The 26,998-nt window shown below is 72.5% G+C and carries 21 protein-coding genes and 2 pseudogenes; 10 read left to right on the plus strand and 13 right to left on the minus strand.

The annotated features are described in order from the left end of the window. Positions 1-22: 22 nt before the first annotated feature. Positions 23-1,006 (plus strand): lytic polysaccharide monooxygenase auxiliary activity family 9 protein, encoded by a 984-nt coding sequence (locus H181DRAFT_RS24550; protein ID WP_045866582.1) that lies wholly within the window; start codon positions 23-25, stop codon positions 1,004-1,006. A gap of 74 nt (positions 1,007-1,080) precedes the next feature. Next, positions 1,081-1,725 (plus strand): pyridoxamine 5'-phosphate oxidase family protein, encoded by a 645-nt coding sequence (locus H181DRAFT_RS24555; protein WP_045866583.1) that lies wholly within the window; start codon positions 1,081-1,083, stop codon positions 1,723-1,725. 147 nt (positions 1,726-1,872) lie between these two features. Here the strand turns inward: H181DRAFT_RS24555 and H181DRAFT_RS24560 are convergent, their stop codons facing one another. Next, on the minus strand, positions 1,873-2,826 hold the full coding sequence (locus tag H181DRAFT_RS24560; RefSeq protein WP_045866584.1) for an esterase/lipase family protein: 954 nt from the start codon (positions 2,824-2,826) through the stop codon (positions 1,873-1,875). Positions 2,827-3,064: 238 nt separating this feature from the next. On the opposite strand from H181DRAFT_RS24560, the gene H181DRAFT_RS24565 reads away from it, so the two are divergent. Next, positions 3,065-3,901 carry an RNA methyltransferase gene (locus H181DRAFT_RS24565; RefSeq protein ID WP_045866585.1) on the plus strand — a complete coding sequence of 279 codons (837 nt, stop codon included), beginning with the start codon at positions 3,065-3,067 and terminating at the stop codon, positions 3,899-3,901. 105 nt (positions 3,902-4,006) lie between these two features. On the opposite strand, the gene H181DRAFT_RS24570 is transcribed toward H181DRAFT_RS24565, so the two are convergent. Together H181DRAFT_RS24570 and H181DRAFT_RS24575 are read right to left on the minus strand one after the other, a co-directional pair. After that, positions 4,007-5,089, minus strand: a complete 1,083-nt coding sequence (locus H181DRAFT_RS24570) for a DNA polymerase Y family protein (protein WP_078895941.1) — start codon at positions 5,087-5,089, stop codon at positions 4,007-4,009. Continuing rightward, the gene (locus tag H181DRAFT_RS24575) at positions 5,086-8,766 is read right to left on the minus strand and encodes a DNA polymerase III subunit alpha (RefSeq protein WP_045866587.1); all 3,681 of its coding nucleotides are present in this window, start codon (positions 8,764-8,766) and stop codon (positions 5,086-5,088) included. The genes H181DRAFT_RS24570 and H181DRAFT_RS24575 overlap by 4 nt, the downstream gene beginning before the upstream one ends. A gap of 321 nt (positions 8,767-9,087) precedes the next feature. Between H181DRAFT_RS24575 and H181DRAFT_RS24580 the strand changes: the two genes are divergently transcribed. Next, positions 9,088-9,906 (plus strand): metallophosphoesterase family protein, encoded by an 819-nt coding sequence (locus H181DRAFT_RS24580; protein ID WP_045866588.1) that lies wholly within the window; start codon positions 9,088-9,090, stop codon positions 9,904-9,906. Here H181DRAFT_RS24580 and H181DRAFT_RS24585 read toward each other — a convergent pair. Beyond that, positions 9,879-10,424 (minus strand): 2'-5' RNA ligase family protein, encoded by a 546-nt coding sequence (locus tag H181DRAFT_RS24585; RefSeq protein ID WP_045866589.1) that lies wholly within the window; start codon positions 10,422-10,424, stop codon positions 9,879-9,881. The genes H181DRAFT_RS24580 and H181DRAFT_RS24585 overlap by 28 nt on opposite strands. A gap of 158 nt (positions 10,425-10,582) precedes the next feature. Between H181DRAFT_RS24585 and H181DRAFT_RS24590 the strand changes: the two genes are divergently transcribed. Beyond that, positions 10,583-11,605: an aspartate-semialdehyde dehydrogenase gene (locus H181DRAFT_RS24590; protein WP_045866590.1), complete on the plus strand. Its 1,023-nt coding sequence runs from the start codon at positions 10,583-10,585 to the stop codon at positions 11,603-11,605. Between the two features lie 179 nt (positions 11,606-11,784). Here the strand turns inward: H181DRAFT_RS24590 and H181DRAFT_RS24595 are convergent, their stop codons facing one another. Then, on the minus strand, positions 11,785-12,822 hold the full coding sequence (locus H181DRAFT_RS24595) for a S1 family peptidase (protein ID WP_045866591.1): 1,038 nt from the start codon (positions 12,820-12,822) through the stop codon (positions 11,785-11,787). A gap of 661 nt (positions 12,823-13,483) precedes the next feature. Continuing rightward, on the minus strand, positions 13,484-14,695 hold the full coding sequence (locus H181DRAFT_RS24600) for a DUF5685 family protein (RefSeq protein WP_074468031.1): 1,212 nt from the start codon (positions 14,693-14,695) through the stop codon (positions 13,484-13,486). Between the two features lie 356 nt (positions 14,696-15,051). Here H181DRAFT_RS24600 and H181DRAFT_RS24605 point away from each other — a divergent pair, with 356 nt between their 5' ends. Further along, entirely contained in the window at positions 15,052-15,498 is a 447-nt protein-coding gene (locus tag H181DRAFT_RS24605; RefSeq protein ID WP_045866593.1) for a cell division protein SepF, read from the plus strand. Between the two features lie 79 nt (positions 15,499-15,577). On the opposite strand, the gene H181DRAFT_RS24610 is transcribed toward H181DRAFT_RS24605, so the two are convergent. Continuing rightward, positions 15,578-17,527 carry an MFS transporter gene (locus H181DRAFT_RS24610; RefSeq protein WP_078895942.1) on the minus strand — a complete coding sequence of 650 codons (1,950 nt, stop codon included), beginning with the start codon at positions 17,525-17,527 and terminating at the stop codon, positions 15,578-15,580. Positions 17,528-18,018: 491 nt separating this feature from the next. On the opposite strand from H181DRAFT_RS24610, the gene H181DRAFT_RS24615 reads away from it, so the two are divergent. Beyond that, positions 18,019-19,077 carry a phosphatase PAP2 family protein gene (locus H181DRAFT_RS24615; protein ID WP_045866594.1) on the plus strand — a complete coding sequence of 353 codons (1,059 nt, stop codon included), beginning with the start codon at positions 18,019-18,021 and terminating at the stop codon, positions 19,075-19,077. A gap of 178 nt (positions 19,078-19,255) precedes the next feature. Here the strand turns inward: H181DRAFT_RS24615 and H181DRAFT_RS24620 are convergent, their stop codons facing one another. The 5 genes from H181DRAFT_RS24620 to H181DRAFT_RS24640 all read right to left on the minus strand — a co-directional run bounded on the left by H181DRAFT_RS24620 (position 19,256) and on the right by H181DRAFT_RS24640 (position 23,490). Then, entirely contained in the window at positions 19,256-19,477 is a 222-nt protein-coding gene (locus tag H181DRAFT_RS24620) for a proteinase inhibitor I78 (RefSeq protein WP_045866595.1), read from the minus strand. A gap of 435 nt (positions 19,478-19,912) precedes the next feature. Then, a complete protein-coding gene (locus H181DRAFT_RS24625) occupies positions 19,913-20,878 on the minus strand; it encodes a helix-turn-helix transcriptional regulator (RefSeq protein ID WP_045866596.1) in 966 nt (321 codons plus the stop codon). Between the two features lie 133 nt (positions 20,879-21,011). Continuing rightward, a complete protein-coding gene (locus H181DRAFT_RS24630; RefSeq protein WP_045866597.1) occupies positions 21,012-21,182 on the minus strand; it encodes a hypothetical protein in 171 nt (56 codons plus the stop codon). A gap of 44 nt (positions 21,183-21,226) precedes the next feature. Beyond that, positions 21,227-22,243, minus strand: coding sequence for a hypothetical protein (locus H181DRAFT_RS24635; protein WP_052708710.1), 1,017 nt, complete (start codon positions 22,241-22,243; stop codon positions 21,227-21,229). Further along, positions 22,240-23,490 carry a glycosyltransferase family 4 protein gene (locus H181DRAFT_RS24640; protein WP_045866598.1) on the minus strand — a complete coding sequence of 417 codons (1,251 nt, stop codon included), beginning with the start codon at positions 23,488-23,490 and terminating at the stop codon, positions 22,240-22,242. Before H181DRAFT_RS24640 ends, H181DRAFT_RS24635 begins: the two co-directional genes overlap by 4 nt. Before the next feature lie 287 nt (positions 23,491-23,777). On the opposite strand from H181DRAFT_RS24640, the pseudogene H181DRAFT_RS24645 reads away from it, so the two are divergent. From H181DRAFT_RS24645 to H181DRAFT_RS24655, 3 genes and pseudogenes are all read left to right on the plus strand, one after another. Beyond that, a pseudogene (locus H181DRAFT_RS24645) lies at positions 23,778-24,053 on the plus strand (hypothetical protein); the annotation flags it as partial. Positions 24,054-24,440: 387 nt separating this feature from the next. Continuing rightward, positions 24,441-24,923, plus strand: a pseudogene (locus H181DRAFT_RS30065) (hypothetical protein); the annotation flags it as partial. A gap of 228 nt (positions 24,924-25,151) precedes the next feature. Next, positions 25,152-25,439 (plus strand): hypothetical protein, encoded by a 288-nt coding sequence (locus H181DRAFT_RS24655; RefSeq protein WP_045866600.1) that lies wholly within the window; start codon positions 25,152-25,154, stop codon positions 25,437-25,439. Positions 25,440-25,520: 81 nt separating this feature from the next. On the opposite strand, the gene der is transcribed toward H181DRAFT_RS24655, so the two are convergent. Further along, positions 25,521-26,996 (minus strand): ribosome biogenesis GTPase Der, encoded by a 1,476-nt coding sequence (gene der, locus H181DRAFT_RS24660; protein WP_045866601.1) that lies wholly within the window; start codon positions 26,994-26,996, stop codon positions 25,521-25,523. Positions 26,997-26,998: the final 2 nt, after the last annotated feature.

Raw genomic sequence — 26,998 nt, forward strand, 5'->3', positions numbered from 1 at the left:
CCCCACCTTCAGGAGTCACAAGATGTCTGCTCGTCGTACGGTGGCACGCATAGCGGCCCTGGGCGCGGCGCCCCTGGCACTCACGATGCTGAGCGCGGTGCCCGCCGGTGCACACGGATCCATGACCGACCCCGTCAGCCGCGTCTCGACGTGTTTCGCGGAGGGCCCCGAGAACCCCCGTTCCGCTGCGTGCAAGGCCGCCGTACAGGCAAGCGGCACCCAGGCGTTCTACGACTGGAACGAGGTCAACATCCCCGACGCGGCGGGCAGGCACAAGGAGATCATCCCCGACGGGAAGCTGTGCAGCGCCGGCCGCGACAAGTACAAGGGCCTCGACCTGCCCCGCACGGACTGGCCGGCCTCCAGGATGAGCGCCGGCACCCACACGTTCTCCTACCAGGCGACGGCGCCGCACAAGGGCTCCTTCGAGCTGTACATCACCAGGTCCGGCTACGACGCCTCCGAGCCGCTGAAGTGGTCGGACCTCGAATCCAAGCCCTTCGCGAAGAGCACCGACCCCCAACTGCAGGGCGGCGCCTACACGTTCGAGGGCAAGGTCCCCCAGCGCAGCGGCCGGCACCTCATCTTCTCCATCTGGCAGCGCTCCGACAGCCCCGAGGCGTTCTACACCTGCTCCGATGTGACGTTCGGCGGCGGCAGGACCGGCAGCGGCGGCGCCCCCACCACGTCCTCGACGCAGGCTGCGACCGTGCCCGACTCCGGGCAGGTATCGGAAGGATTCGAGAAGTCGACAGTGGAGAACGAGGGCAGGGGCGGCGGCCACTCGGGAGCCCACGGCCACGGCGCGCACGAGGAAGGCACCGGCTCCCCTGAGAGCAGCGCCTCCCGCCCCGCGGCTCCCGCACCGAAGACGCAACTGGCCGACACGGGCGCCGAGACGCATACCGGCACCATCGCCGCAGCCGGAGGATCCGTGCTCCTCCTGGGCGGCGCGCTGATGCTGGCCGGTCTCCGCCGCCGGGCCGCCGGCCGTGGCAGGGGCTGAGCCGTGCTCGTAAAGTGCGAGTACGAACCGGGCGTACGGGACTCGTACGCGGTCTACGGAACGGGGGACGCCGGATGGAGCCGCTGGGGCCGGCCACGCCGATGCGGGAAGTCACCTCTGAGGCCGAACTGGTCGAACTGCTGGGCTCTCCGGCCCCCTACGCCGCGCAGAAGGCACGGACCTCGCTGCACGCGGTCGACCGTGAGTGGCTCGCGCACTCGCCGCTGTGCCTGATCGCCACTTCGGGGAGCGACGGTACGTGCGACGTCTCCCCGAAGGGCGATCCGCCCGGGTTCGTGAGGGTGCTCGACGACCGCACGGTCGCCATCCCGGAACGGCCCGGCAACAAGCGGCTCGACGGGTTCAGGAACGTTCTCGTCAATCCGCACGTGGGCCTGATCCACCTGCTGCCGGGCCGCGGTGACACCCTGCGGATCAACGGCAGGGCGCGCATCGTGCGCGAGGCGCCGTTCCTGGACGGCATGACGGTCAGGGGCCACCGGCCCGCCGTGGCGCTCGTGGTGGAGATCGAAGAGATCTTCCACCACTGCTCCAAGGCCTTCCTGCGCTCCTGCGCGTGGGACCCGGGAACCTGGCGGCCGGACGCCCTCCCGGGCCGGGCCCGGATCTCGAAGGCGCTGGAGAGGCCGGACGAGCCGCTGGAGGTACTGGAGGAGCACTACGGCCCCTCGTACGCCGAGAGGCTGTACGAGGGGTAGCACTCCCGCTCGGCTGCTCCGGCCCGGCGGGCGGGAGGCGCGGCCCGGTTCCGTGCGCAGACGGCCCCGGCGCCTACCGGGACAGCGGATCCGGGCGGACGCGGGGCCGTGCGGAGAACCGCCTTCGGCGCCTGGTGACGTGAGGCTCTAGGAGAGGCAGGTCGTCTCGGTGGCGTTCTCCGGGTCGAGGGCGTTGGCCGTCTCGTGCCAGGCCACCCTGTCGGTCAGCGCCACCATGAGGTGCTCGGAGATGTCGGCCGGGCAGAGGTCCTGCACCACGACGTTCTCGACGTCCGGCCCCTCGAGGAACTGCGTCTTGTACGGCGTGACGACCTCGTCGTACTTGGTGGCGATCACCGTGTACTTCACGCCGGGCACGGTGTCCCCGCCCTCGTTGAGACGCTTGATGAAGTCCGAACCCTCCTTCTGCTGCATCAGCGAGGGGCCGAGGTCCTCGATCGCGTCCCCCACCGGCGGAATGAGGTCGACCAGTTTCGTGAGCCCGCTGAGCGTCGTTCCGTGGTTGCTCGGTGCGATACCGACCAGGGCGTTCACCTTGTCGGCACCGTCGAGGAACTTCAGGTAGTAGCGGGGCATCATGCCGCCCTGCGAGTGGCCCACGATGTCGACCTTGCCGGTACCGGTCGCACCGCGCACCTTCTCGACGAACGCGGCCAGTTCCTCGGCCGACTTCTCTATCGGGCCGAGGCCGTAGATCAGCGGGATGCCGTTGTACTTGCCGTAGTCGAGGGAGAAGACGCAGTAGCCGCGGTTCTTCAAGTACGGGGCGAGACCGAGCCAGTTGTCGACGGCGTTGCCTCCGGTGCCGTGGACGAGGACGACGGGCCGGGGGTGTTCCTCGGAGGGCTTGCAGTCGTAGTCGTTCCAGCCGCCGCCCGCCGCCTTCGCCGCGGCGTCCTTCTTGGCGGCGTTCTTCTCGGCGGCTTCCTTCTCGGCGTGCTTCTTCGCTGTCTTGGCCGTGGGAGCAGGGGCGGAGGGGTCCGCCGCCGTGGCACCCGCCGAAGTGACGGGCAGGGCCACAGCGAGGGCGACCACCGCGGCGGCGGCGGGCGTGCGGGCGTGTTTCCAGGACAGCTTCATGCCGTCTCCTCGTGGGGGTGAGGGGGACGTGGCCTCGTGGTGGGGGGCGCGGGGTTACTGGGGGTTGCATGAGGGCCACAGGGGGTGACCTGGGTCACATTGCCGAAGCACCGTCAATTTACGTAGCGGTAACTTGGCAGGGCCATAGGTCTGCTTGTGAAGATTCAGTGACGACCCCGGGCCCGTGTAGGCTTCCGCGGCACCCATCCACCGGCCGACCAGGAGCGGAAGGACACGCGTGGTTCAGCGGATCACCTCCCGCAACGCCCGTTTCCAGCAGTGGCAGTCGCTGCTGAGCAACAGGAACAAGCGCCAGAGGAGCGGTGAGTTCCTCGTCCAGGGCGTACGGCCCATCAGCGTCGCCGTCCAACAGGGCTGGCCCGTACGGACGTTGATCCACTCGACAGAGCGCCCGCTGTCACGCTGGGCCGAGGAGCTGCTGCGCGACGTCCCCGCGGAGCGCGTGGCGATGGACCCCCGCCTCCTCGCCGAGCTGGGCGAGAAGAACGAGTCGGCTCCCGAAGTCGTCGCGGCGGTGGAGATGCCCCCCGACGACCTCTCCCGCATCGAGGCGGGCGGCGACTTCCTGGGTGTGCTGTTCGACCGGCCCACGGGCCCGGGGAACATCGGGACGGTCATCCGCTCCGCCGACGCCTTCGGTGCGCACGGGCTGATCGTCACCGGCCATGCGGCGGATGTCTACGACCCCAAGTCGGTGCGCGCCAGCACCGGTTCGCTCTTCGCGCTGCCCGCCGTCCGCGTTCCCTCGCACCGCGAGGTCGTGCGGTGGCTGGAGGCGAGGCGGGAGCACGGACAGGGGATCACGGTGGTCGGCACGGACGAGGAAGGCGAGGCCGAGCTCTTCGACACGGACCTCACGGGGCCCGTACTGCTGCTGGTCGGGAACGAGACCAAGGGGCTCAGCGCGGCGTGGCGCGAGCTGTGCGACCGCACGGTGCGCATCCCGATGGCGGGGTCGGCCAGTTCGCTCAACGCCGCCGGCGCGGCCACCGCCGTGCTCTACGAGGTCTCCCGCCAGCGCATCGCCGCGGCGCGCGCCGCCGGGCGGAGCTGACCCGGGAGTCCGGGTCCGGCCGCAGCGCGGGCGATCGGCGGCGGGCTGCCCGCGGCTTGCTCCGGGACCGTCCGCGGCAGCCCGCGGCGGCGGGCGGACGGCCGCTCAGGCGGCATCGGGGCTGTCGGCGAGCCCCGCGGGACGGGCCGCCGACGCGCCGAAGCGCTGACGGGCCCGGTCCACGGCGGCCTCGGCGCGCCGGGCCTTCTCCTCGCGGGGGTCCAGGGAGAGCTGCCGGGGGGCGAGTTCGGCCGGTGTCAGCTCCCCGGCCCGCAGGGAGACCGCCCGCACCCGGGCCCGCTGCAGCCCGAGAGCGTCGTGCAGGGCGTAGGCGGCGGCGGTCAACGCCGGTGTGTGCGCGGTCGGTTCGGCGAGCGTGCGGGTGCGGGTGGTGGTGGACCGGTCGGCATAGCGGACGGTGAGGCTCAGCGTACGGGCGGCCTGCCCCTCCGTACGCATGCGGAAGCCCAGCTCGTCGGCGAGGGTGAGCAGCGCGCGGCGTCGGCTGGCGGCGTCGAGTTCGTCCAGGTCGAACCGGTACTCCGAAGCGACGGAACGCGCGGGGGCGCTGGGGACCACGGACGACGGATCGATGCCCCGGGCGCGCTCGTGGAGGCGGCGCCCCGTCTTGGCGCCGAGTATCCGCTGCAGGGTGGCGGGTTCCGCTTCGGCGACCCTCCCGACGGTGTCCAGCCCGTACGCGCAGAGGGTGCGGGCGGTCGACGGGCCGATGCCGTGCAGGGCGGCGACGGGCCGGCCCGCGAGGAACCCGGCGGCCTCCCCGGGCCGCACCACCCGGACGGTGCCCGGCGGGCCCGACTGCGCCGCCATCCGTGCGAGGAGCGGGTTGACGGCGACGCCGACGGTGCAGTCGGTGGCGTGGAGGGCCACCGCGCGGAGGCGGACGAGGCGGGCCAGCGCGGGTGCGTCGCGGTCGAAGTAGCGCAGTGCGCCCCGTACGTCGGCGAGCGCGGCATCGGGCGGCAGCGCCTGCACGACGGGGGTGAAGTCGGCGAGGAGAACGAGGAGTTCGGGGAGTTCGGGGAGTTCGGGGAGCTCCCCACGGGGCCCCGCGCCTTCTCCGTGCGGCGGGCCGCCGCCCGGGCGGCTCCCGGCACCCGGGCGGTTCCCGGCGTCCGCGAAGTGCACGTACAGCACGTGGAGTCGTTCGTCCGGCCGCTCGCTCATCCCGCGCTCCCCGGGCTGGAGTGCCAGAGCTTGCGCAGGGCTCTCGGGGAGTCGGCGGCGTCACCCGGGGGGCGCAGGTCGGCCCAGGGGTGCATCTCGTAGCCCTGGGCGACCTGGATCGTGCGTCCGGGCTTCCCTGCCTCTCCGGTCCCCCGTTCCGCGTCCCGCCCGTCGCCGGGGCCCGGCTCCGGCGGGGTCTCGGCGAGACGCGCGGCGACGGCGTCCAGGCCGCCGGTGCGCCGCAGTTCGACCAGTTCCGACAGGTCCCACGCCGCCGAGCCGACCACGCTGAGGCTGCGCGGTCCGCGCCGCTGCACCACCCCGCGCACCAGCAGCAGCCACGAGTGGAAGACGGTGTGGGCGCAGGCCGCGTGGGCGTCGTCGAAGAACGCGAGGTCGACCAGGCCCGTTCCGTCGTCGAGTGTGCTGAAGATGACACGCCGCCCGGACCGGATCGGCGGCGTCTGGGTGGCGGCCTTGGCCCCGGCGACCAGGACCGTCTCGCCGTGCCGGGCGGACCTCAGCCCCCGCGCCGAGTACGCGCCCAACTCCCGCAGGAACGCGGTGTGGTCGTCCATGAGGTGCCGCGAGGTGTCCATGCCGAGGACGCCGAGTTCCGCTCCCAGCCGTTCACCCGCGTCGAGGTCGGGCAGCCCGGCCGGCTCGGGCACGGCGGCCTCTCCCAGCGCCAGCTGCCCTTCGCGCGCTCCGGAGGCGGCGCGCCGGCCGCGGTGCAGTTCGGCGATGTGCAGCAGCAGGTCGCGCCGGTTGCCGTCGGGGGCGAACGCGTCCAGCGCGCCCACCTGGGCGAGCTTCTCGGCGACGGGACGGGGCGGGCGGGCCCGGCGCCACAGATCGGCCAGCGAGTCGTAGGGCTGTCCGGCCTCGATCCGTTCCGCGTCCGCTTCGCTGATGCCCTGCACCTCGGCGAGGGCGAGGCGTACGCCCCACCGGCCGGCGGAAGCGGAGGAGCCCTCAGGCCCGCCCTGCGCGTCCGGTGCGACCGGTGCGACCGGTGCGACCGGTGCGGCCGAGGACTCCGGCGTGCCCGACGGAGCCTCAACCCCCTTGGAATCAGACACCAGTTCGATGCGATAGGCGGCCGAGGACCGGTTCACGTCCAGGGGCAGCACCCGCACCCCGCGCCGCCGCGCGTCCGCCAGCAGCAGCCGCTTCGGATACATCCCGGGATCGTGCTCCAGCACGCCCGCGTAGAAGGCGGCGGGATGATGGGCCTTCAGCCACGCCGACTGGTAGGTGGGCACGGCGAACGCGACGGCGTGCGCCTTGCAGAAGCCGTAGGACCCGAACGCCTCCACGATCTCCCAGGTCCGCTGGACCGCCTCGTCCGCGTACCCGCGCCGGGACGCCTCCTGCCCGAACCAGGCGCGCACCCTCCCCTGCCGCACCTCGTCCGAGAGCGCGCGCCGCGCCTCGTCGGCCATCGCCCGGCCGCACCCGGTCATGACCGAGATGATCTCGATGACCTGCTCGTGGAAGACCACGACGCCGTACGTCTCGCTCAGCGCCGGCTCCAGGTCCGGGTGCGGGTAGCTCGCGGGCCGCCGCCCGTGCCGGGCCTCGATGAAGGGCCGCACCATGTCGGCGACGACCGGCCCCGGCCTGAACAGCGAGATGTCGACGACGAGATGGTGGAAACTCTCCGGCTGCAGCCTCCCGACCAGGTCACGCTGGCCCGGCGACTCGATCTGGAAGCAGCCGAGCGTCTCCGCGGACCGGATGAGCGCGTACGTCTCCGGATCGCCCTCCGGCACCTTCTCCAGCTCGACCCTCTCACCCGCCGCCCGCTCGATCTCGGCGACGGCGTGCGCCATCGCGGACTGCATCCGCACTCCCAGCACGTCCAGCTTGAGCAGCCCCAGCTCCTCCACGTCGTCCTTGTCGAACTGCGACATGGGGATGGGGGCCCCGCCCTCGCCCGGAGGGCTGAGGGGGACCTCGCCGCTGGTGGGCACCACCGGCGTACGGGCACGGAGCGAGGAGTCCGAGAGCAGCACCCCGCACGGGTGCATGGCGACCCCGCGGGGCAGAGCGTCCAGCGACTCGACCAGGTCCCAGAAGCGGGGGCCGTACCGTTCGACGTCCACGCCGCGCAGCTCCGGAAGTTCGCCGAGCGCGGCGCGCGCGTCCCGCGCCCGGATGTGCGGGAACGCCTTCGCCAGCCGGTCGGTCTCGGCGGGGTCCATGCTCAGCGCGGCGCCCACGTCGCGGATGGCGTGCCGCACCCGGTAGGTCTCGGGCATGGCGACGGTGGCGACGCGCTCCTCGCCGAAGCGCTCGAAGATGGCGCGGTAGACCTCCAGCCGCCGGGCGGACTCCACGTCGATGTCGATGTCCGGGAGGGCCGCCCTGCGCGGCGAGAGGAACCGCTCCATGAGCAGGTCGTGTTCGAGGGGGTCGGCGTGCGCGATGCCCAGCAGGTGGTTGACCAGGGATCCCGCCCCCGAGCCGCGTGCCGCGACCCGCACGCCCATCGCCCGCACGTCCCGTACGACCTGGGCGACGGTGAGGAAGTAGGAGGAGAAGCCGAGCCCCTCGATGATCCCCAGCTCGTGTTCGAGCCGCTCCCAGCGCTTCCGCTGCCCCTCGTACCCCCGCGCCACCATCCCCGCGGCGCAGCGCGAACGCAGCACACGCTCCGCGGTCCTCCCCCGGCTCCCCCTCGGGGCGGCGGACCCACCCATCGACGGGCCGGGGCGCCCGCGCCCGCCGTCCGCGCCCACGAGCCACGGCTCGGGGAAGTGGACCCGGCCGATGCCGATGTCGTACTCGGGGTCGACGCGGCAGTCCCCGGCGGTCTCCTCGGTCAGCGCCAGCAGCCGGTGCGCGGCGTCACTCCGGTAGCCCGCCGCTTCCGCGACGCGCAGCGCGGCCGCCTCCATGGCCTCCGGCCCCTTCAGCCACCGCTCGCCGCTGTCCAGCCCCTTCCGCGGGTCGACGGGCACCAGGCGCCGCGCGGCGTCCAGGACGTCCGCGACCGGGCCCTGGCTGGGGTCGGCGTAGCGCACCGCGTTGGTCAGTACGGGCTTGACGCCCTGCTCGGCGGCGAGCCCCAGCATCCGCGCGGACTCCCGCAGCGGTACGCACCCCGCGACCTCCAGCCGCAGCGCCGCACCGAAGATCTCCCGCCAGCCGGCCAGCAGCCGTGCCGCCTTGTCGGGGCGCCCGGAGGCGAGCGCGCGCCCCACGTCGGACTCGTGCCCGAGCAGCACGGTCAGCGCTCCGCCGTAAGCACCGCCCAGGGCCGCCAGGTCGTCCCACTCCAGCTGGGGCCGCTCGCCTCCGCCGGCGTGCGCCGCGCTCACCAGCCGGCACAGCCCCTCCCATCCGGCACCGCCGCGGGCCGCGAGGAAGACGACCCGCTGTGCCGATTCGTCGATGAAGGCACCGCCCCGGACCGGCGTACGGCGGCGGCGTACCGCGCTCGTACGCTCCGGGCGCTCCGCGACGGCCAGGTCCGCCCCGTAGACGGGGCGCACCCCGGCGTTCGCGCTCGCCCGCGCGAAGCGCACCGCTCCGGCGAGGGTGTCGCGGTCGGTGAGCGCGACCGCGTCCATTCCGCGCTCGCGGGCACGCTCGGCCAGCGTCTCGGGGTGCGACGCCCCGTACCGCAGGGAGAAGCCGGAGGCGACATGGAGATGCACGAATCCAGGCATCGCACGCACCTCCCACCGCACTCGCATCCCTGCTTGCCGAACGCTCCCACCATAGACCAGTAGTCGAACCTACGTTCGAACGGTGTCGGATGGTTCTTCGCAGCTCACCACCGGTGGGGACATGCCGCGGACGGCTCCCGGCACGCGGCACAGGGGGCCCTGCGTTCGAACACGGGGCGCCCCGGCGGCAAGGCGCAGGCACCCCGTTCCGCCCGGCCTCCGCCTGTCCTCCGCCCGGCGGGCAGGCGGGCAGGGACCGCTCCGCTCGGCCCTCGGCAGAACCGCGCCCCGCCGCCCCGCCCGCACGCCACCATCGACCGCATGGCTGAACGCATCGCCGTCCTCTCCGACGTCCACGGCGTCCTCCCCGCCGTGGAGGCGGTACTGGCCGAGCCCGAGGTGCGGGACGCCGGCACCGTCGTCGTCGCCGGCGACCTCCTCGCCGGACCGCAGCCGCTGGAGACGCTGGAGCTGCTGCGCGCACTCGGCGACCGTGCCGTGCTGATCAGCGGCAACGCGGACCGCGAGCTCGTCGCGCTCAGCCGGCGGCCCCCGGACGCGGAAGGCCCGGGAGACGGGACGTACGGGGCGGAGGCGCCCCCTCCCCCGCCCGTCGACGCCTGGGCCGCCGCACAGCTGCGTCCCGCCGACGTCGAACTGCTGGCGGGGCTGCCCCGTTCCGCCCTCCTGGAGGTCGACGGGCTGGGGCCGGTGCTCTTCTGCCACGCCACTCCGCGCGACGACACGGAGACCGTGCTCGTCGACTCCCGTCCGGAACGCTGGGCGGAGGTGCTGGCGGACGTGGACCCGGGTGTACGGGCCGTCGTGTGCGGCCACACCCACATGCCGTTCGTACGGCTCACCCACGGGCGGCTGGTGGTCAACCCCGGAAGCGTCGGCATGCCCTACGGGCGGCCCGGTGCCCACTGGGCGCTGCTCGGCCCGGGAGACGGAGTGACCCTGCGCCGCACCACGTTCGACTCCGCGGCGGCCTGCGAGCGCATCGCCGCGGAGTCCGGCTTCGAGGGCGCCGCACAGTGGGCGGACGAGTACGTGCACGCGCGCAACAGCGCCGAGGACGCCCTGGCGGCTTTCGGACCGGGCGACGGGCGCTACCCCTCCGGCCGGCCCAGCGGATAGGAGACGCGTTCCCGCCAGCCCGACCCGTCCCAGACGACCAGGCCGACCTCGGTGACCTCGGCCGATATCGGGAGCAGCGGCCCGAACCGCGCGGCGAGGGCCTCGTGCGCGGCGTCGTCGCCGTGCGGCGCCTCGCTGACGGCGACCGTCAGATGGGGCTCGAGCCCGCCGTCGAAGATCCCCCGGTAGGGCTCGGCCTCCGGCCAGGCCCGGGTGACCTCCTTGGTGAGGGCTTCGACCGGGTCCTTGGGCAGAGGGTCGAGATAGAGCACCCCCGGGTAGCGGCCGAACCCCTCGAAGGACAGCGTGAAGGCCCCGTGCGCGGCGAACAGGGCAGCCAGCTCGCGGTGTACGGCCTCACCCAGCCGGCTCACGTGCAGAAACGGGTAGAGCACGGTGATGTGCGCGGAGGACCCGGTACGCACCAGTGGGTCGGCTTCGGGAACCCTGATGGACAGGGCGGTGTCGCCGACGACGTCCGGCCAGCCCCCTCCCTCGTCGCCGTCGCTTCTCGTCATGGTCGGACATGCTTGCACGGAGGACGGCTGTGACCGATGTCAAAGAATTGGCAGATCGTAGAGGCAGCAAGGCAGGGTAGAAGAGCCAGCGCCGCTCCCGCGCGCCCCGCGCGAACGGGACGGTCGCCCCCGCACAGGACACTCACAGAAGGAGCCCCATGAGGATCGGGATCGTCGGAGCCACGGGCCAGGTCGGCAGCGTGATGCGGGAGATTCTGGCCGAGCGGAAACTCCCCGTCGACCAGCTGCGGCTGTTCGCCTCCGCCCGTTCCGCCGGGCGCACGCTGCCCTGGCAGGGCGGCGAGGTCACCGTCGAGGACGCCGCGACGGCCGACTACTCCGGACTGGACGTCGTCCTGTTCTCCGCGGGCGGTTCGACGTCGAAGGCCATCGCGGAGAAGGTCGCCGCGCAGGGCCCCGTCGTCATCGACAACTCCTCCGCGTGGCGGCTGGACCCGGAAGTCCCGCTCGTCGTCTCGGAGGTGAACCCCGAGGCGGCCCGGCGCAGGCCCAAGGGGATCATCGCGAACCCGAACTGCACCACCATGGCCGCCATGCCCGTGCTGCGCCCCCTGCACGAGGAGGCGGGGCTGAGCGGACTTGTCGTCGCCACCTACCAGGCGGTCTCCGGAAGCGGCCTGGCCGGCGTCGCCGAGCTGAACGAGCAGGCGTCCAAGGCGATCGAGACCGACGCGACCCGGCTGACCTTCGACGGCGACGCCGTCGACTTCCCGCAGCCGGAGAAGTACGACCGCCCCATCGCCTTCAACGTGCTGCCGATGGCCGGCTCGATCGTCGGGGACGGCCTGGACGAGACCGACGAGGAGCAGAAGCTCCGCAACGAGAGCCGCAAGATCCTCGACATCCCCGGCCTGAAGGTCTCGGGCACCTGCGTGCGGGTCCCGGTCTTCACCGGCCACTCGCTCCAGGTCAACGCCCGCTTCGAGCGGGCGATCACCCCGCAGCGGGCACGTGAACTGCTGGCCGCCGCACCCGGCGTCGAACTGTCCGACATCCCCACGCCGCTTCAGGCGGCGGGCAAGGACGCCAGCTACGTGGGCCGTATCCGTGCCGACGAGACCGTGGAGCACGGCCTCGCCCTCTTCGTCGCCAACGACAACCTCCGCAAGGGCGCGGCGCTGAACGCCGTCCAGATCGCGGAGCTCGTCGCCGCGGAGTGACGTCCCCGTGGCGTCCCTCGCGAGCGCTTCCGGCCGCTGACGTGTGAGGCCGGGCGCGAGCCGCACCAGGAACGACGGAACCCCCCGGGCTGTGCCCGGGGGGTTCCGCTGTGTTCCGTGACAGTGCTCAGTGCGCTTTCACACCGGCATGTGCCCTGTCAGTGCCGTGGCGAGCCGCTTCAGGGAAGCTGGGCGCCCGTGGCCTCGAGGGCGGTCGTCACCGGCTGGAAGAAGGTCTCGCCGCCGGAGGAGCAGTCACCGCTGCCGCCGGAGGTCATGCCGAGAGCCTTGTCGCCGGCGAAGAGGGAGCCGCCGCTGTCGCCGGGCTCGGCGCAGACGTCGGTCTGGATGAGGCCGTTGACGGTGCCCTCCGGGTAGGAGACGGAGGCGTCGAGGGCCTTGACGGTGCCGTCGTGGACCTGCGTGGTGCTGCCGCTGCGGGTGACCTTCTGGCCGACCTCGGCCTCGGCGGCGCCGGTGATCTCCTGCGTGCCGCCGTCGTAGAGGTTCACCTCGCTCGGGTGCTCGGTGTCGCCGGTGTAGGTGGCGATGCCGTAGTCGGCACCCGGGAACTCGCCGTCGCCGCTCTCGGCGATGACCGGACCGCCCTCGGACTCCGACCAGCTGGCGATCGCCGTGGTGCAGTGGCCCGCCGAGAGGAAGGCCGGCTTGCCGTCGAGCGTCACGTTGAAGCCGAGCGAGCAGCGGCCGCCGTCGCCGTGGATGGCGTCGCCACCCGCGATCTTGGTGGTGAACTTGCCCGCGCTGCGCTTGACCTCGACCGCGCTGCCCTGCGCCTTCGCCTGCTTCTTCAGCTTGGCCAGCTTCTCGCCCTTGACCGTCTGGTCGGCGGTGATGACGACCTTGTTGGACTTCACGTCCACGGCACGGGCGGTGCCCGTCATGTCGTTCTTGGTGAGAGTGTCCTTCACCGAGTTCAGCTTGGCCATCGTGTGCTCGACGACCTTGGCCTCGGCGCCGGCGGCCTCGACCTGCTGCTTGTCGGCGGCGTCGGTGACGTTGACGACCAGCTTCTTGGCCTTGGCGTCGTAGTAGGAGCCGGCGTCAGCCTTGATGTCGGACGTGAGCTGCGAGGCAAGCTTCGAAGCCGACGCGCTCGACAGGGACTTGAGACTCGGCGCGTCCTCCGACGCACTGGCGCTCCAGGTCAGCGAACCGGCGACCAGTGCCGCGACACCCGCGCCGGCGATAGCCATCCGCCGCTTCGTTATCTGCTTCTTGTCGCTCAACTCAAAACCTCCAGTGGGGGGTTGGGGCGACCCGGACCAGAGGGAACGCCCCGGAGGAAGTACGGACGCCGAATCTTCCCGGGCAGGGAAGTCACGTCCATGCCAACTCGTACCGAGGAGTATTACGAGAATGAAGCGCACCACACAAGGCCGATTTCACTTCTGCCCGCGAAAAATTGACCCGTCGCAGGCAGTCGCACCCGTCGAAATGTGACGCGCGTCGATCCACAGGCACAAGACACGGCCCCAATAACGAGCAGTCATGCCCTGAACTGGCACAAGATGCAGACTTGTCCTGTTTCGTCCCCCAATTGCGGCCCCACTCACGGGATTTCAACCGCGGAAAGCCGGAGCTAATCAGGAAAGCCATTCCGGTGAAACTCCCGCCCGCGAAGAATCATCTTCACCGGGATTTCACAATCGTTTCGGCGGCTACTCCGCCGTTTCCGTTCTCACGCTTCTCCACTCGCTGCCGGCCACCGCCGCCGGACGGCCGCCACGTCCCGGTCGGCCCGCACAGGAGGCCTCGGCAGCGGTCTTCCAGCAGCTGGGGTCACCGTGCCTCCGACGCCGCAGGCACGTGTCCCGGCACCGCAGTCACGTGTCTCCGACACCGAGGGCACGTGTCTCAGACGCCGCAGTCGCAGCACTCGCAGCAGCAGCCGTCGCACTCGCAGCAGGAGCAGCCCTCGCAACCGCAGTCGCAGCAGTCGCACTTGTGGCACCAGCCCTCGCGGGACTCCCCCGTCCACGGGTCGTGGTACGGGTCCCTGCAGCAGACCTGGCCCGTGCAGCACAGTCCCGTCCAGACCGCGCAGCCCGCGAGGAGGCCGCGGCGCCGCGGCGGCGGGGGCGGCGGACCGGTGGGGTCGCGGGTGATCCACGGGGACTGGCCGGGAGGCCGCTCTCCTGATGCCTGCGGCGGCAGGACGTCCGGCGGCTGCTCACCGGACGGCGGATGCGCGCAGCCGCCCGCGCCGGAGCCGAAGACCCGCCGCACCGAGCGCTGCAGCTCGTGCGCGAGCAGTACGTGCGCCAACCCGCCGTCCACGAAGTCGACTTCACGCAGCGCCAGCCTCACGCCGTGCACGGCGTCGTCGCACAGCCGCCGCGCCTCCGCGAGATCGGTGCCCGTCGCGGTCAGGGGGTTCCACAGGCCCGCTTCCCCGTCGGCCGCCAAGTCCTCCACGGCGTCGAGGAGATGGGCGAGCCTCCCGAAGAGGCGTCCCGCCTCCGCGAGGGGTTCGGCGTTCGCGGGGCGTCCCGCCAGTACGGCGGTGTGCGCGAAGGCCGCCGCGGTGGCCGTCTCCGTCGGCTCGGTCACCGTCAGCAGGGATCCGCCCCGTACGACGGCCAGTTCGGCATCCTGCTGCCGCTCCACGGCGTCGACCAGGACCGCCGTGTCGAACCCGAGCTCCGCCCCTGTACGCGCACCCGCCCGCGCCCAGCCGGACGCGATCCGCCGGGCCACGGCGGCCACCGGCCTGCGGCCCAACACGCCGTCGCCGTCCACCACATGGTCCTGCACCTTCGCGGAGGCGAGCACGAGCGAGACGGAGGCGGCCAGGCGCGCGCCCTCCCCCTGCGCGACCGGCGCACTGCGCATACCGCGCAGCGGACACGGGCCCGCGGTGCGCCGGCGGCCGTCGGCGGCGCCCGGCTGCCGCGACTGGGCGTCGACGAGCACCGAGACGATGAGACCGTCGTAGTTGGTGGCCACCCTGCTGAACTGGCCCTTCGCCCCGCGCAGCGCGAGGCAGAGCCCGCAGAGGTGCGCCATCCACTCCGTCTTCAGATGACCGATCAGCCGATGGCTGCACGGCCGTATGATTCCGAACAACGTTCCCCCGCTTACCCGTTGACCCCTCGCACAGTGTTTCGCACGCGTCGTGCGGCGGCATCACTTTATCGGCAGGCCAACATGGTGTGCGGGCCGCCCGCATCCTTCTGCCCGGACTCGAAACCGACCCGGTCCGCACCTCGCAGGCCGCGAAACTTGCACGCCGTCACCACGCGGGCCCCACTGTTTCCCTGACCGAGCGCCATATGTTCTGCACCAGTACCGTCACGAATCCCGTTCTGGGCAGGTATCCGCTTGGCGCAACATCCGCATCATGGACGACGATAGGGATGCGGATCCGCGGCGGAGCCGCTCGATGGCAATGCGGACGACCGCGCAGAGGAGAGGAGGCGTCCATGGGATCGGTGCGCAAGGCGAGTGCCTGGCTGGGCCTCGTCGACGACAGCGAAATGCGTTACTACGACGACGATTACGCCGAGGGGCCGGAGCCCGGGGACGCCGCGCGGGAGCCGTGGGTGACGGATCCGCGGGTCAGGGTGACCGCCGAGGCCGCGCAGGACCAGGGCACCCGTATCGCCACGGTCACGCCCGACGGGTTCCGCGACGCCCGCGGCATCGGCGAACTCTTCCGCGACGGCGTGCCCGTCATCATCAACCTCACGATGATGGAGTCCGCCGACGCCAAGCGCGTCGTGGACTTCGCCGCCGGGCTCACCTTCGGGCTGCGCGGGTCCATCGAAAGAGTGGCGACGCGCGTGTTCCTGCTGACTCCCGACGACTACAAGATCGTCGGGGGAGAGAGCCGCCGCGCCGCCGAAGGCGGCTTCTTCAACCAGAGCTGACCCCCGCGTCGCCGGCCACGGCACAGCCGAGCCGGCGGTCACGCGGGGGCGGCCCGGAGGCCGCTGCCCCAGACAGTCGCTACGGCCGGGTACCGGCGCTCGGCAGCAGGGCTTCGTCAGCGGCGGAGCGCGGCGCGCCCGGCGCCCGGGACGACTCGCCGCGGCCGCGGTCCGGCTGCCTCGGCAGCCTCCCCGCCGCCGTACCGCGCTCGCCGGCAGCCTCCTGCCCGCCCCGCGCGGCGCCCGCCGCACGCTCTTCCTTCGCCGCGCTCCCGCGCTTGGGCCCCTGGTCCGTCCCGTCGGCCGCAGCGCGGTCCGTCCCGCCTTCCACGCCTGCGGTCATCCCGTCTGCGGGGCTCGCGTCTGCGGTCTTCGCGTCTGCGGCCGAGCCGAGCTCCGCGGCCCCCGCCTCCGCCGAGGCGGCCTCCGCGCCGTCGTGCTGCGCCTCGTCCCGCCCGGGCTCCATCGAGCGCGGCAGCCTGAGGGCCGCGAGCGCGCCGAGGAGCAGCAGGACCGCGCTGACGGCCAGTGTGACGTGCATGCCGTGCACGAACGCCTCGCGCGCGGCCGAGCGGAGCGCCTCGCCGTCGGGTCCTCCCAGCCGGGCCGCGATGCCGTACGCCTCGCCGAGCGAGTGCCCGGCACCGGCTCCGGCCGCCTCGGAGACGCCCGGCACATCGCGCACACCGGGGGCGTACGCGGCGTTCATCACGGTCCCGAGCACAGCGATGCCCATGCCCGCCCCGAGCTGGTACGCCGTCTCGCCGATCGCGGCCGCACCGCCCGCGGTGGAGGCCGGGGCCTCGCTGAGCATGGACTCGTAGCAGCCGAAGAGCGTGGTCTCCAGGCCGAAGCCGAGCAGCACGAACCCGCCGATGAGCAGCGCGGGCCGGTCCTCCTGGCCGACGCCCGTCAGCACGAGCACCGCGAGCGCGGTGAGGACGAAGCCGAGCCCGACCATGGTGCGCGGTCCCAGCAAGCCCAGCAGTCGCGATCCGGCGAGGCCGGCGGCGATGGCCGCCAGCGAGAGGGGCAGCAGCCGCAGCCCGGTCTCCAGCGGCGAGAGGCCGAGGACCAGCTGGAGGTACTGCGCGGCGATCAGGGCGAGCCCGACCAGCGCGAGGACGGTGAGGACGATGCAGCCGACCGCCGTACCGAAGGCCCGTCGCGCCACTGCGCGTACGTCGATGAGCGGGTAGGGGCGCCGGCGCTGGCGGCGGACGAAGAGCGCGAGGAGCGCCGAGCCCGCCAGGAGGGGGACGGCCGCCTGGGGCGAGAACGGGTCGCCGCTGCCCGCTTCCTTGACCCCGAGGATGACGCCGAAGAGGCCCCCCGCGGCCATCACCGCCCCGAGCACGTCCCAGGGGCCCTCGCGGCTGCCCGTGGACTCCGGGAGCAGCCAGCGGCCGACGGGCAGGCTGGCGGCCATCAGCGGGATGTTGATGATGAAGACCGAGCCCCACCAGAAGTGCTCCAGCAGCGCACCGCCCACCAGCGGTCCGACCGCCGCGCCGACCGCGGCCACGGCGCTCCAGATGCCGATGGCGAGCGCACGCTCGCGCCGGTCGGGGAAGACCTGGCGCAGTATCGAGAGCGTGGCGGGCATGATCATCGCGCCGCCGACGCCGAGCAGGGCCCGCGCCGCTATGAGCATGTCCGGTGTCTGCGCGTAGGCGGCCACGGCGGAGGCCACCGCGAACAGCGCGTAGCCGAAGAGCAGCACACGGCGCCGTCCGATCCGGTCGCCGAGCGTGCCGAAGAGGATGAGCAGCGAGGCGCAGACGAGCGGATAGGTGTCCACGATCCACAGCAGCTCGACGGAGCCGGGCCGCAGCTCGCCGGAGACAGCCGGTACGGCGACGTGCAGCACGGTGGCGTCGATGGCGACCAGCAGCAGGCTGGTGCACAGGACGACGAGAACGACCCAGCGGTTCGCACCTGACGCGGCGGCGGAGGCAGGGCGTCCCGCCCCGTGCACGGAAGCGTTCGCCTTGGGCCCTTCGGCTCCGGCTGTGGTCGTCCCGGACATCTGCGCACCTCCTCTCGCGCTCGCCCTGGGCGGTGGGGGCGGCGCCGGGCGGCGGTGCGACGCCTCTGTCCGCCGCGGCGGAGACGGACGTCGTCGAGCCCGGAGCAACTAGGGCGAGTGGCCGTCAGGGTACGCGAGTCTGCCGGACGACCGCGTGGCGCATGTCACCAGCGCACAGCGGGCACACGCCCGCTCGCAGCCGCGCGCGCCGGAGCACCGCCGCCCGTCGCGGCGTCAACTGGCATGCGCGGAAGGGGAACACGAGGGGAAAAGGACGGCGGAATTCCCTGACAACCGACGGTGAACAGAAATTCGCCCCAGGAGCGCCGGAAGGCGCTGAGGAGCATCCGTAATGCACGGGTTAAACCCTGGATAAGCCACGGGAATTCACAGCCCCAAACACCGCCATGAGACACACTCCACATCACATCGTCATCACGAACCCCCTGACGTGTACAGGCATCTCTCAGAGCCGTTGTAACGTCGATTGGGTGCGTATCGACCGACTACTCGCCCGGCTGGAACAGGAGCCCGAGCGACCGAGCACCAGCGGCGTCCCGCGGATGAGCCGGACCCGCAAGCTGTTGTTCGGCGCGACAACGGGGCTCTATGCGGTGATTGTCATAGCCGTCCTGTTCAGCACGGATCTGGTGCGGCTGGACTGGCAGGTCATGCTCTTCCGGCCGTACAAGCAGTGGCCCGAAATGCACGCATTCCTGGACTACTTCGTCGTGCTCGGCCAGCGCGGCCCCACGGCCGTGCTGGTCGCCGCCTGGCTCGGCTGGCGCTCCTGGCGTCAGCGCACCCTGCGGCCGCTTCTCGTGCTCGGGACGTCCCTGCTGGCCCTCAACATCACCGTGGGGGCCGTGAAAATCGGCCTGGGCAGGCTCGGCCCGCACTACGCGACCTCCGTCGGATCGGCCGAACTCTTCGCCGGCGGCGACATATTCCCCTCGGGTCACACGGCGAACGCCGTCGTGACCTGGGGCATCCTCGCCTATCTCGCCACTACGCCGCGCGCCCGCCGCGTGCTGTCCGTGGTCGCCGCGTTCTTCGCTCTCGGAGTCGGCGCGACGACCGCCTATCTCGGTACGCACTGGGTGAGCGACGTGCTGCTCGGCTGGGCCGCGGGGCTTCTGATCCTGCTGGCGCTGCCCTGGGCGGAGCCGGCCATCGCCACCGCCGAGGACCACATCCTCGCCTGGCGGGACCGCAGGAGCACCTCGCGGATCCCCGGCCTGGCCCCCTCGCCGCTCTCCCCCGTCACGCGGCAGCCTCTGCTGCCGTCCGGCAGGGCACGCCCTGCCGAGGAGATGACGGCGGAGGAGGCGCAGCACGGCGACACCGCCGTCGTCGGGGGCCGTGCCCCGGCTCCGTCCTCCCCGGGCACGGGAATGGGAGCGGCCCGGCTGCACCACGCTCCCGGGCGGCAGCATCCGCTGCGCACGGAGCGGGCGCCCGTCACGCCGCAGCCGCCCGCGGGTCCCCGGCGCCCGTACGGGGACCGCTCGCAGCCCCGCCCGGCGCCTCTGGGGCCGCGCGGCAAGTGACCGAGCCCCCTACGGGCGCCTCGCGGATCGGCGGCAGCCGAAGAGGGCGGAGGAACGGGGAGCCCGCCCGGGCCCGGCCGGGAGGCCGATAAGGCCCCGCACCACCGCACGCGTGTGGCCCCGGAGCCCTTGAGGGTTCCGGGGCCACACGCGTGTGCGCAGCGGGGCCGGCGCGGGCTCAGCCCGGCCAGCAGCGCACCACTGTCCCGGTGTCCTTCGCGACGGAGAAGTTGAGCCGTCCGCTGAGGTACTCCATGGTGATGATCGCGTCCGGGGGGAGCGACCGCACGGTGGTCCAGCCGCGTGCGTAGGCGCGCTCCTCGGCCTCGGAAGCGGAGAGTCCGACGTAGCTCTCCGGCTCGTCCTGCGGTGTGCCCTGGGGGGTGGATTCCGGTGCCATGACGCAACCGTACCGCCGGAGGTACGGGACGTATCGTCACCTCGTCACACTCTTGTCACAGTGGCCGACGGAGACTCCGGCCTTCCCGGTGTCACTCGTACGGGGCATGTACGCCGACTGGAATTCCCGCGCACAGGAGGCGTCCTTTTCCTTACCGAATTCCTTTGCGGACGCTCCGTCAGAAACCTTGCACGGCAGCCGGATTACTTCGGCGGTGACTCTTCGTGCGAAGCCGTCGTGCGGCCATGGAAATAGGGTTCGGGCTCGCACGCGAACGCTTTCCGGGAACGGACGGGACGCGCGCTTCGACTCGAAGGGAAGTCGCGGCGAGTGACCGATCATGCGATTACCGTCACTTGAAGTCGTGACCATGCGACCGCCAGTGCGACAAGCGCCGATACGGAAGTCGGAAGCGAAACCCGGACTTCCGGTCCGTCAGTTTCCGCCCCGGGCCCTGTCCAGCCGGTCCCGCAGGGTCTCGACCAGCGGCAACAGCTCTGCCGGTTCCCGCACTTCGAAGTCGAAGCCGAGCATGAGGATGTAGGGGAGGAGCACTTCCAGCGAAGGCCCCGCCGTACGGAAGAGGCAGCTCTCCCCGTCCACCGCCTCCAGGGTCCCCCAGGAGCGGGAGACGACCTCGGCGGCCCGCTCGACCGGCACGCGCAGCAGCACCTCGGCCTGAGCGGGATAGGCCCGTACGGAGACGCCCTCCGAGACCCAGGCGGCGAGGTCCTCCGCCGGAGGCGTGCGGGGCGTGAAGCGGGGACCGTGGGGCGGGGTGAGCGTGATGCGGTCGACGCGGAAGGTGCGCCAGTCGGCGCGGTCCACGTCCCAGGCCACGAGGTACCAGCGCCGGTAGGTGCTCACCAGGCGGTGGGGCTCCGCGACACGCCGCGTGGCCGTGCCGTCGTGCGCCTCGTAGGCGAACCGGAGCTGCTGGTGATCGCGGCAGGAGTGGGCGAGCTCCGTGATGACCGACGCCTCCACGGACGGGGCCCGGTGCGTCGGCAGCATGGGCACGGTGTAGGCGTTGAGGGCGCTCACCCTCCGCCGCAGCCGGTGCGGCAGCACCTGCTCAAGCTTCGCCAGGGCCCGTTCCGAGGACTCCTCGATGCCCTGCACTCCGCCGTTCGCCGCCGTGCGCAGGCCGACGGCGACGGCGACGGCCTCCTCGTCGTCGAGCAGCAGCGGAGGCAACTGGGCGCCCGCGCCGAGCTGGTAGCCGCCGGCCGTGCCCGTGGTGGAGTGCACCGGGTAGCCGAGGCCGCGCAGCCTGTCCACGTCCCTGCGCACGGTGCGCGGCGTGACTCCCAGGCGGGCGGCCAGTTCGGCGCCGGACCATTCGCGAGTGGATTGCAGCAGGGACAGCAGCCGCAGCAGCCGTGCCGAGGTCTCGACCATGCTGCCGAGTCTGCCACCGCTTGCGGACAGCTACGGTCCGCAGGGGCCCGGCCGATGGCCGGGCCCCTGCCCTGTCCGCTGCAAGAGTGCTCCGCCGGCGGTCACTTGCCTTCCGCTGCGGAACGATCGCCGTCTACCAGCGATACCAGCGCGCCTTGCCTCCGCCCGCATTGGTGGTGCGCAGCAGGAAGCCGAGCAACCAGATCACGAGTACCGCCACCGCGATCCACCACAGGGCCTTCAACGCGAAGCCCGCCCCGAAGAGGAGCAGGGCCAACAGCAGTACGAGCAGAATAGGAACCATGTGAACGACACCTCCGTGGCTCCGAGTTGCCCGCTTCACCGCTTCTACGCATCCGAAAGGCAAACCCTTAGGGAAAGGTCGTTGTCGAGCGTGTAGTACGGCCGCACCGTCCGGACTCCCCCGGCATCGGTAACGCGCTGCGGCGGATAGCTGAAGATCTGCCCCTTGTCGTGGACGTCGTCGAGAATCCGGGCGATCCGGACCGGTTCGGCGCCCTCCTCCGGACGCAGCCACAGGTCCCACACCCGGTGCCCGGGCGCGAGCGCGGCGAACGGCAGCTCGGCCGTGAAGCCCGTCGCCGCATCCGGCTCGGCTCCGGCCTGCCAGGCGGCCCGTCCCCCGGAACGGCCCGGTGCACGCACCTCCCGGGCCGCCGGACTGCATACCGCCGGTCCCCCGTCACGGGGCCGTGCCTCGATCCGGGCGGCGCCGCCGAGCGGCGCGCCGAAGAGCACCCCGCGCAGGCGCATCCGGCCGTCCTCGACGTGCAGCTGCCCCGCCTCCGCGTGCGGCCAGCGCAGCCACGAACGCACCGTGAGGTTCCCGTACTTGGTGGCGTAGGGGATGCGCACGCCCAGCCAGGTACGTCCCTGCCGCGGCACGCGGTCCACGAGTGAACGCAGGTCGTTCAGCCCGGAGAGCAGACGCTGCGGTTCCGCTTCGGCGACGGCGAGGAAGGCGTCCCAACGGCCCTCGGGCAGCGTCATGATGCTCGGCAGCACGGCGCGCATCACGCCCTCCGTCCCGGTGGGGCCGAGCGGCAGCCGGGCGGTGTCGTCCGGTCCCTCTCCCCCGCCGCGGCGTCTCAGGAGCAGCGCGGCGCCGCCCTCCACCGCTCGCGCCATGCCGGAGGTTGCCGCCTGCCCCTCGGAAAGGCGCACGTCGATGGTGATCCCCCCGGCGGTGTCCGCCGTGCAATCGGCGTGCGGACGCCGGGACTTGGGCTTCGGCGAGTGCGGCGGAGGGTCCACCGGGGGGCGCACCTGTGCGGCCGGCGCGGCGCCCGCCGGCTCTCCCCGGTATGCGGCCGCTGTCGGTGTCCCGGTGGCGCGGGTGGTCATGCCTGTCCTCCCTGCAGTGCGATGCGTCGGGCGCACAGCGCGTCCTTGGCCGCGTACGCCCCGCCCAGCAGCGCGGCGCGCGCTCTGTGGACCGTGGCTCCGCGGCGGTTGACCAGCTGCGTCAGAAGGTCCTCGTAACGCGCGGCGACGTACGCGGGGTCGAAGCGCGCGGACGCGGCGAGTGCGGCCCGTCCCATGCGCTGCCTGAGAGCGTCGTCGTTCATCAGACGCAGCAGGGCGCCGGTGACGGCCCCGACGTCGCCCGTCGGTACGAGCAGCCCGTCGGACCCGTCGCGGATGATCTCGCCGGGGCCGTGCGGGCAGTCGGTCGCCACGACGGGGAGGCCGCACCGCATGGCCTCGACGATGGTCATGCCGAACGACTCCAGGCTCGAAGTGACGGCCCCTATGGCCCCCTTGGCCCATTCGGCCTCGATGGGGTGCGCGGGCCCCATCAGGAACACGTGGTTGTACAGGCCGAGTTCGTCGATGAGGGCGCGCAGCCTGTCCCGTTCCCGGCCGTTGCCGTAGATCCTCAGACCCCAGTCGGGGCGTTCCGCGACGACGCCCGCGAAGGCGCGTATCAGCACGTCGTACCGCTTGGCCGGGGCCAGCCGTCCCGCGGCGACGACCCACTTGCCGCTGCTGTCCGCCGGGCTGACGTGCGGCGCGGGGACGCTGTTGGGCAGCGCCTCGACGCGGACACCCGGCAGGCGGAGGATGCGGCGGTAGTCGCGGGCGTCGGCCTCGGTCACCGTCGTGATCGCGTCGAGGCGCGGGTAGGTGTCGCGCAGCATCAGCTTCATGCGCGCCGAGTGCGTCGCCAGCGTGAGGTGCTCCTGGCCCAGCCGGGCGGGCCCGCGGCGCGTCTGGCGCGCTATGTGGGCGTTGAGCCCGGGGCGGGTGCCGATGACGACGTCCGCCTCCGTGGCCGCCAGGTACTCGCCGATGCGGCGGTCGGTGAGGGCGCTGTACTGCGGATGACGGCCGTCGCAGTCCGGGAACACGCGGGCCGGAAGGGCGTGTTGAGGATCGTCTCTCGCGTGGTGCGGGCTGTGCCGCCGCATGTCGACGAGCGAGCGCAGCCGGACTCCGGGCCCCGGGTCGAAGAACGGCCGGTCCCTGTACCGGAAGACGGAGACGACCTCGACGTCGTGCTGCTCCGCCAGCTTCGACGCCAGGTTGTACGTGGTGCGGATCGTCCCGCCCATCCCGTAGCCGCTGTTGATCAGAAACGCGATGTGCATTTTGCCCGCCCCCCACGCGTTCGTCGCGGTCAGTCCCCTACTGCCCGCCTTCCGATGGCTAGACCGGGTAGGGAGGGTGATGGTTGGGCGCTATCACGGACTTGTCCCAGAACAGTTCCGAAATTGTGAAGAAGATTCTGGAACTTGCCTGCCCACTACATCGGTTGACCACTCCCAGCAGCAGGGCACGGCGCCCTCCCCCGCGCATTCCGGTCGTCCCCCGCGCGTGACCGCGACCACGGCTCTCCCGTTGTCCATGGGACAAGAACCGAACGCCAGGAGCCCCTGTGTCCCCCTTGCTCGATGTCAGCGACGACGTACGCGCCGAGATCGGCGACGATGAAGCCGACAGGCTGCTCGCCGGCGAGAACGCCCCGGGCGCCTACGACTGCACCTCGTGCCGCACTCCCGGCGACACCGGTCGCATGCCCACCACCGCCGTGCTGTTCGTGGGCGAGGAGACCGCCGTCCTCGCCTTCGCGCACGCCGCGTGCATCCCCTCGCAGGTGGTGAAGGTCTCGGAGGAGCAGGTGCAGGGAGCGGTCCGCACGATCACCGCCGAGGCCGGGGCCGCAGGCACCGCGGGCGCCGCCGCCGCGGACCCGGGGTACGGCTACGGCGCCGATCCGGCGGCGGGCCACGGCGGAGGCTACGGCTACGCGCCCGGCCCCGGCCAGGGCTTCGGGAGCGCACCCGGTCCCGGCCAGCAGTTCGGAAGCGTCCCCGGCCAGGCCACGCACTACGGGGACGGCTACCGGGACGGGTACGGCGGCGGCTACGGCTACCAGGAGGGCGTCCCGGCCCCTGCCGGGTACGCCGCGGCACCTTCCGGCCACCCCGGCCGGCAGGCCCCCGACGCGTACGGGACGCCCGGAGGCACGGCCGGCGCCGGCGCGGTGCCCCGGCCCGCCTCTCCCGGTTCTCCCGCGTTCCCCGCCGCACCGGGGCGTCCGTCCCCGGAGCGTGCGGTGCTGAGCGTCACCTGCGGGCAGGTCCTGATCGAGCGGACCGTCCACGCCGCCGTCGTCGTCGAGCCGACGTCCCGCATCGCGCGCCCCGGCACGAGCGGCCCCGGCGACGACTTCCTGCCGCTCCTCGCCGAGCAGGGCTTCCAGCACGTCACCGGCCTCGGGGAGCCGCCGGCGCCCGTGTCCGGCTGGTCCGTACTGGTCGCCATGGGCCAGCTCCACGCCATCCTCCAGCCGCCCTCCGGCGGAACCGGCCAGCCCACCGCCTGGTGGCAGGCGCACCAGGCGCTGCCCGTCACCGAGGAGTGGCGGGAGTCCGCCAACAGGAACGGGACGGTGCTCGTCTACGCCGCCCCCACCGGCTCCATCGGCCACCAGCCCCGCGAGGACCTGCTGCGGGAGGCCCTGGTCCAGGCCGCGGCACGAGGAGTGCTGGTCGCGGCCACGATGCCTCTGCAGGGCTGACAGCCTCCCGCGGTCCGCCGGGCCTCGGGAGACCCCGGGCGTACCCCGCGGGAGCAGGCTCGCCAGGGCGTGCCGTTCGCACGTACGCCCCTGACCCACCCCTGCGAACAGGTCATTCGCCGCGCCGCCCCGCATCCGCCGGGCGGCGCGGTCGTTTGGCCAGACGTGCAGCCTTACGAACCTTCCAGAGCCCACCGCCCGTACCGCGACCAGGGACTCATCCCCGGTATGCGCCACAGCCGCGAATCCCCCTCGCCCGGCTCCGGCACACCCATCTACGACGCCCTGTACGCCGAGTACAGCAGGCTCTTCCGTACGCTCCCCGGCGACCGCTCCGGCGAGGAGGAGCTGCGGTTCGAGGGCTTCGGCCTGACGCACGGCACGGCGGCCGGCCAGCTGGGCGGCGGGAGCTGGCGCGGTGGCGAGTGGCCGCACGAACTGCTTCCGAAGCGCACCGGCGGCAAGCCCGCCGCACTGCCCCCAGGGCAGCAGAACGGACGCACGTACGGACACTGAACGACGGCGACGGCACCGACACCGTCGCCCGGGCGCCGCACACCGCAGCGGGTGCGGCGCCGCCCGGCCCGCGAAGGCCGGCTACTTCTTCTTGCCGCGCTTCTCACGCACCCGCACCGACATGTGCACGGGCGTCCCCTCGAAGCCGAACTCCTCGCGCAGCCGCCGCTCGATGAAGCGCCGGTAGCCCGCCTCCAGGAACCCCGAGGCGAACAGCACGAACCGCGGCGGCCTGATCCCGGCCTGCGTGCCGAAGAGGATGCGGGGCTGCTTGCCGCCCCGCACCGGGTGCGGGTTCGCCGCGACGATCTCGCCGAGGAAGGAGTTGAGCTTCCCGGTGGGGACGCGGGTCTCCCACCCTTCGAGCGCCGTCTCGATGGCAGGTACGAGCTTCTCCATGTGCCGTCCCGTACGGGCCGAGATGTTCACCCTCGGCGCCCAGCGCACCTGGACGAGGTCCCTCTCGATCTCCCGCTCCAGGTAGAAGCGGCGCTCGTCGTCGAGGTTGTCCCACTTGTTGTAGGCGATGACGAGTGCGCGTCCGGCCTCCACGGCCATGGTGATGATGCGCAGGTCCTGAACGCTGATCGACTCCGTCACATCGATCAGAACGACCGCGACCTCGGCCTTCTCCAGGGCGGCCGTCGTGCGCAGCGAGGCGTAGTAGTCGGCGCCCTCCTGGAGGTGCACGCGGCGGCGGATGCCCGCGGTGTCGACGAACATCCAAGTGCGGCCGGCGAGTTCGATGAGCTCGTCGACCGGGTCCCGCGTGGTGCCCGCCTCCTCGTTGACGACGACGCGGTCCTCCTTCGCCACCTTGTTCAGCAGCGAGGACTTGCCGACGTTGGGACGCCCGATGAGCGCCACGCGCCTCGGGCCGCCGACCCCGCCGGCACCGAAGGTCTGCTCAGGGGCCTCCGGCAGGGTGTCGAGGACCACGTCGAGAAGGTCGCCCGTACCGCGCCCGTGGAGGGCGGAGACGGGGTGCGGTTCGCCGAGGCCGAGGCCCCACAGGTAGGCGGCGTCGGCCTCGCCCGTCGGACCGTCGACCTTGTTGGCGCAGAGCACGACCGGCTTGCCGGCCTTGCGCAGCATCCGCACGACGGCCTCGTCGGTGTCCGTGGCCCCGACCTGGGCGTCCACCACGAAGACGACCGCGTCGGCGGCCTCCACGGCGAACTCGGCCTGCGCCGCCACCGACGCCTCCATCCCGAGCACGTCCTGCTCCCAGCCGCCGGTGTCGACGACCTTGAAGCGGCGGCCCGCCCACTCGGCCTCGTAGGTGACGCGGTCCCGGGTCACGCCCGGGCGGTCCTCGACGACGGCCTGGCGCCGGCCGAGGATGCGGTTCACCAGAGTCGACTTGCCGACGTTGGGGCGTCCGACGACGGCGAGCACCGGCAGCGGCCCGTGCGAGGCCTCCTCCAGGGCCCCCTCGACCTCTTCGGCTTCGAAGCCCTCTTCCGCGGCGAGCTCCATGAACTGGGCGAACTCGGCGTCGCCGAGCTCACCGTGCTCGTGCGCGGGCTCGTCGCCGTGCTGGTTCTGGTCGTTCATGC

It is taken from the genome of Streptomyces sp. WMMB 714, assembly GCF_900090125.1.
Classification (GTDB): Bacteria; Actinomycetota; Actinomycetes; order Streptomycetales; family Streptomycetaceae; genus Streptomyces; species Streptomyces daqingensis.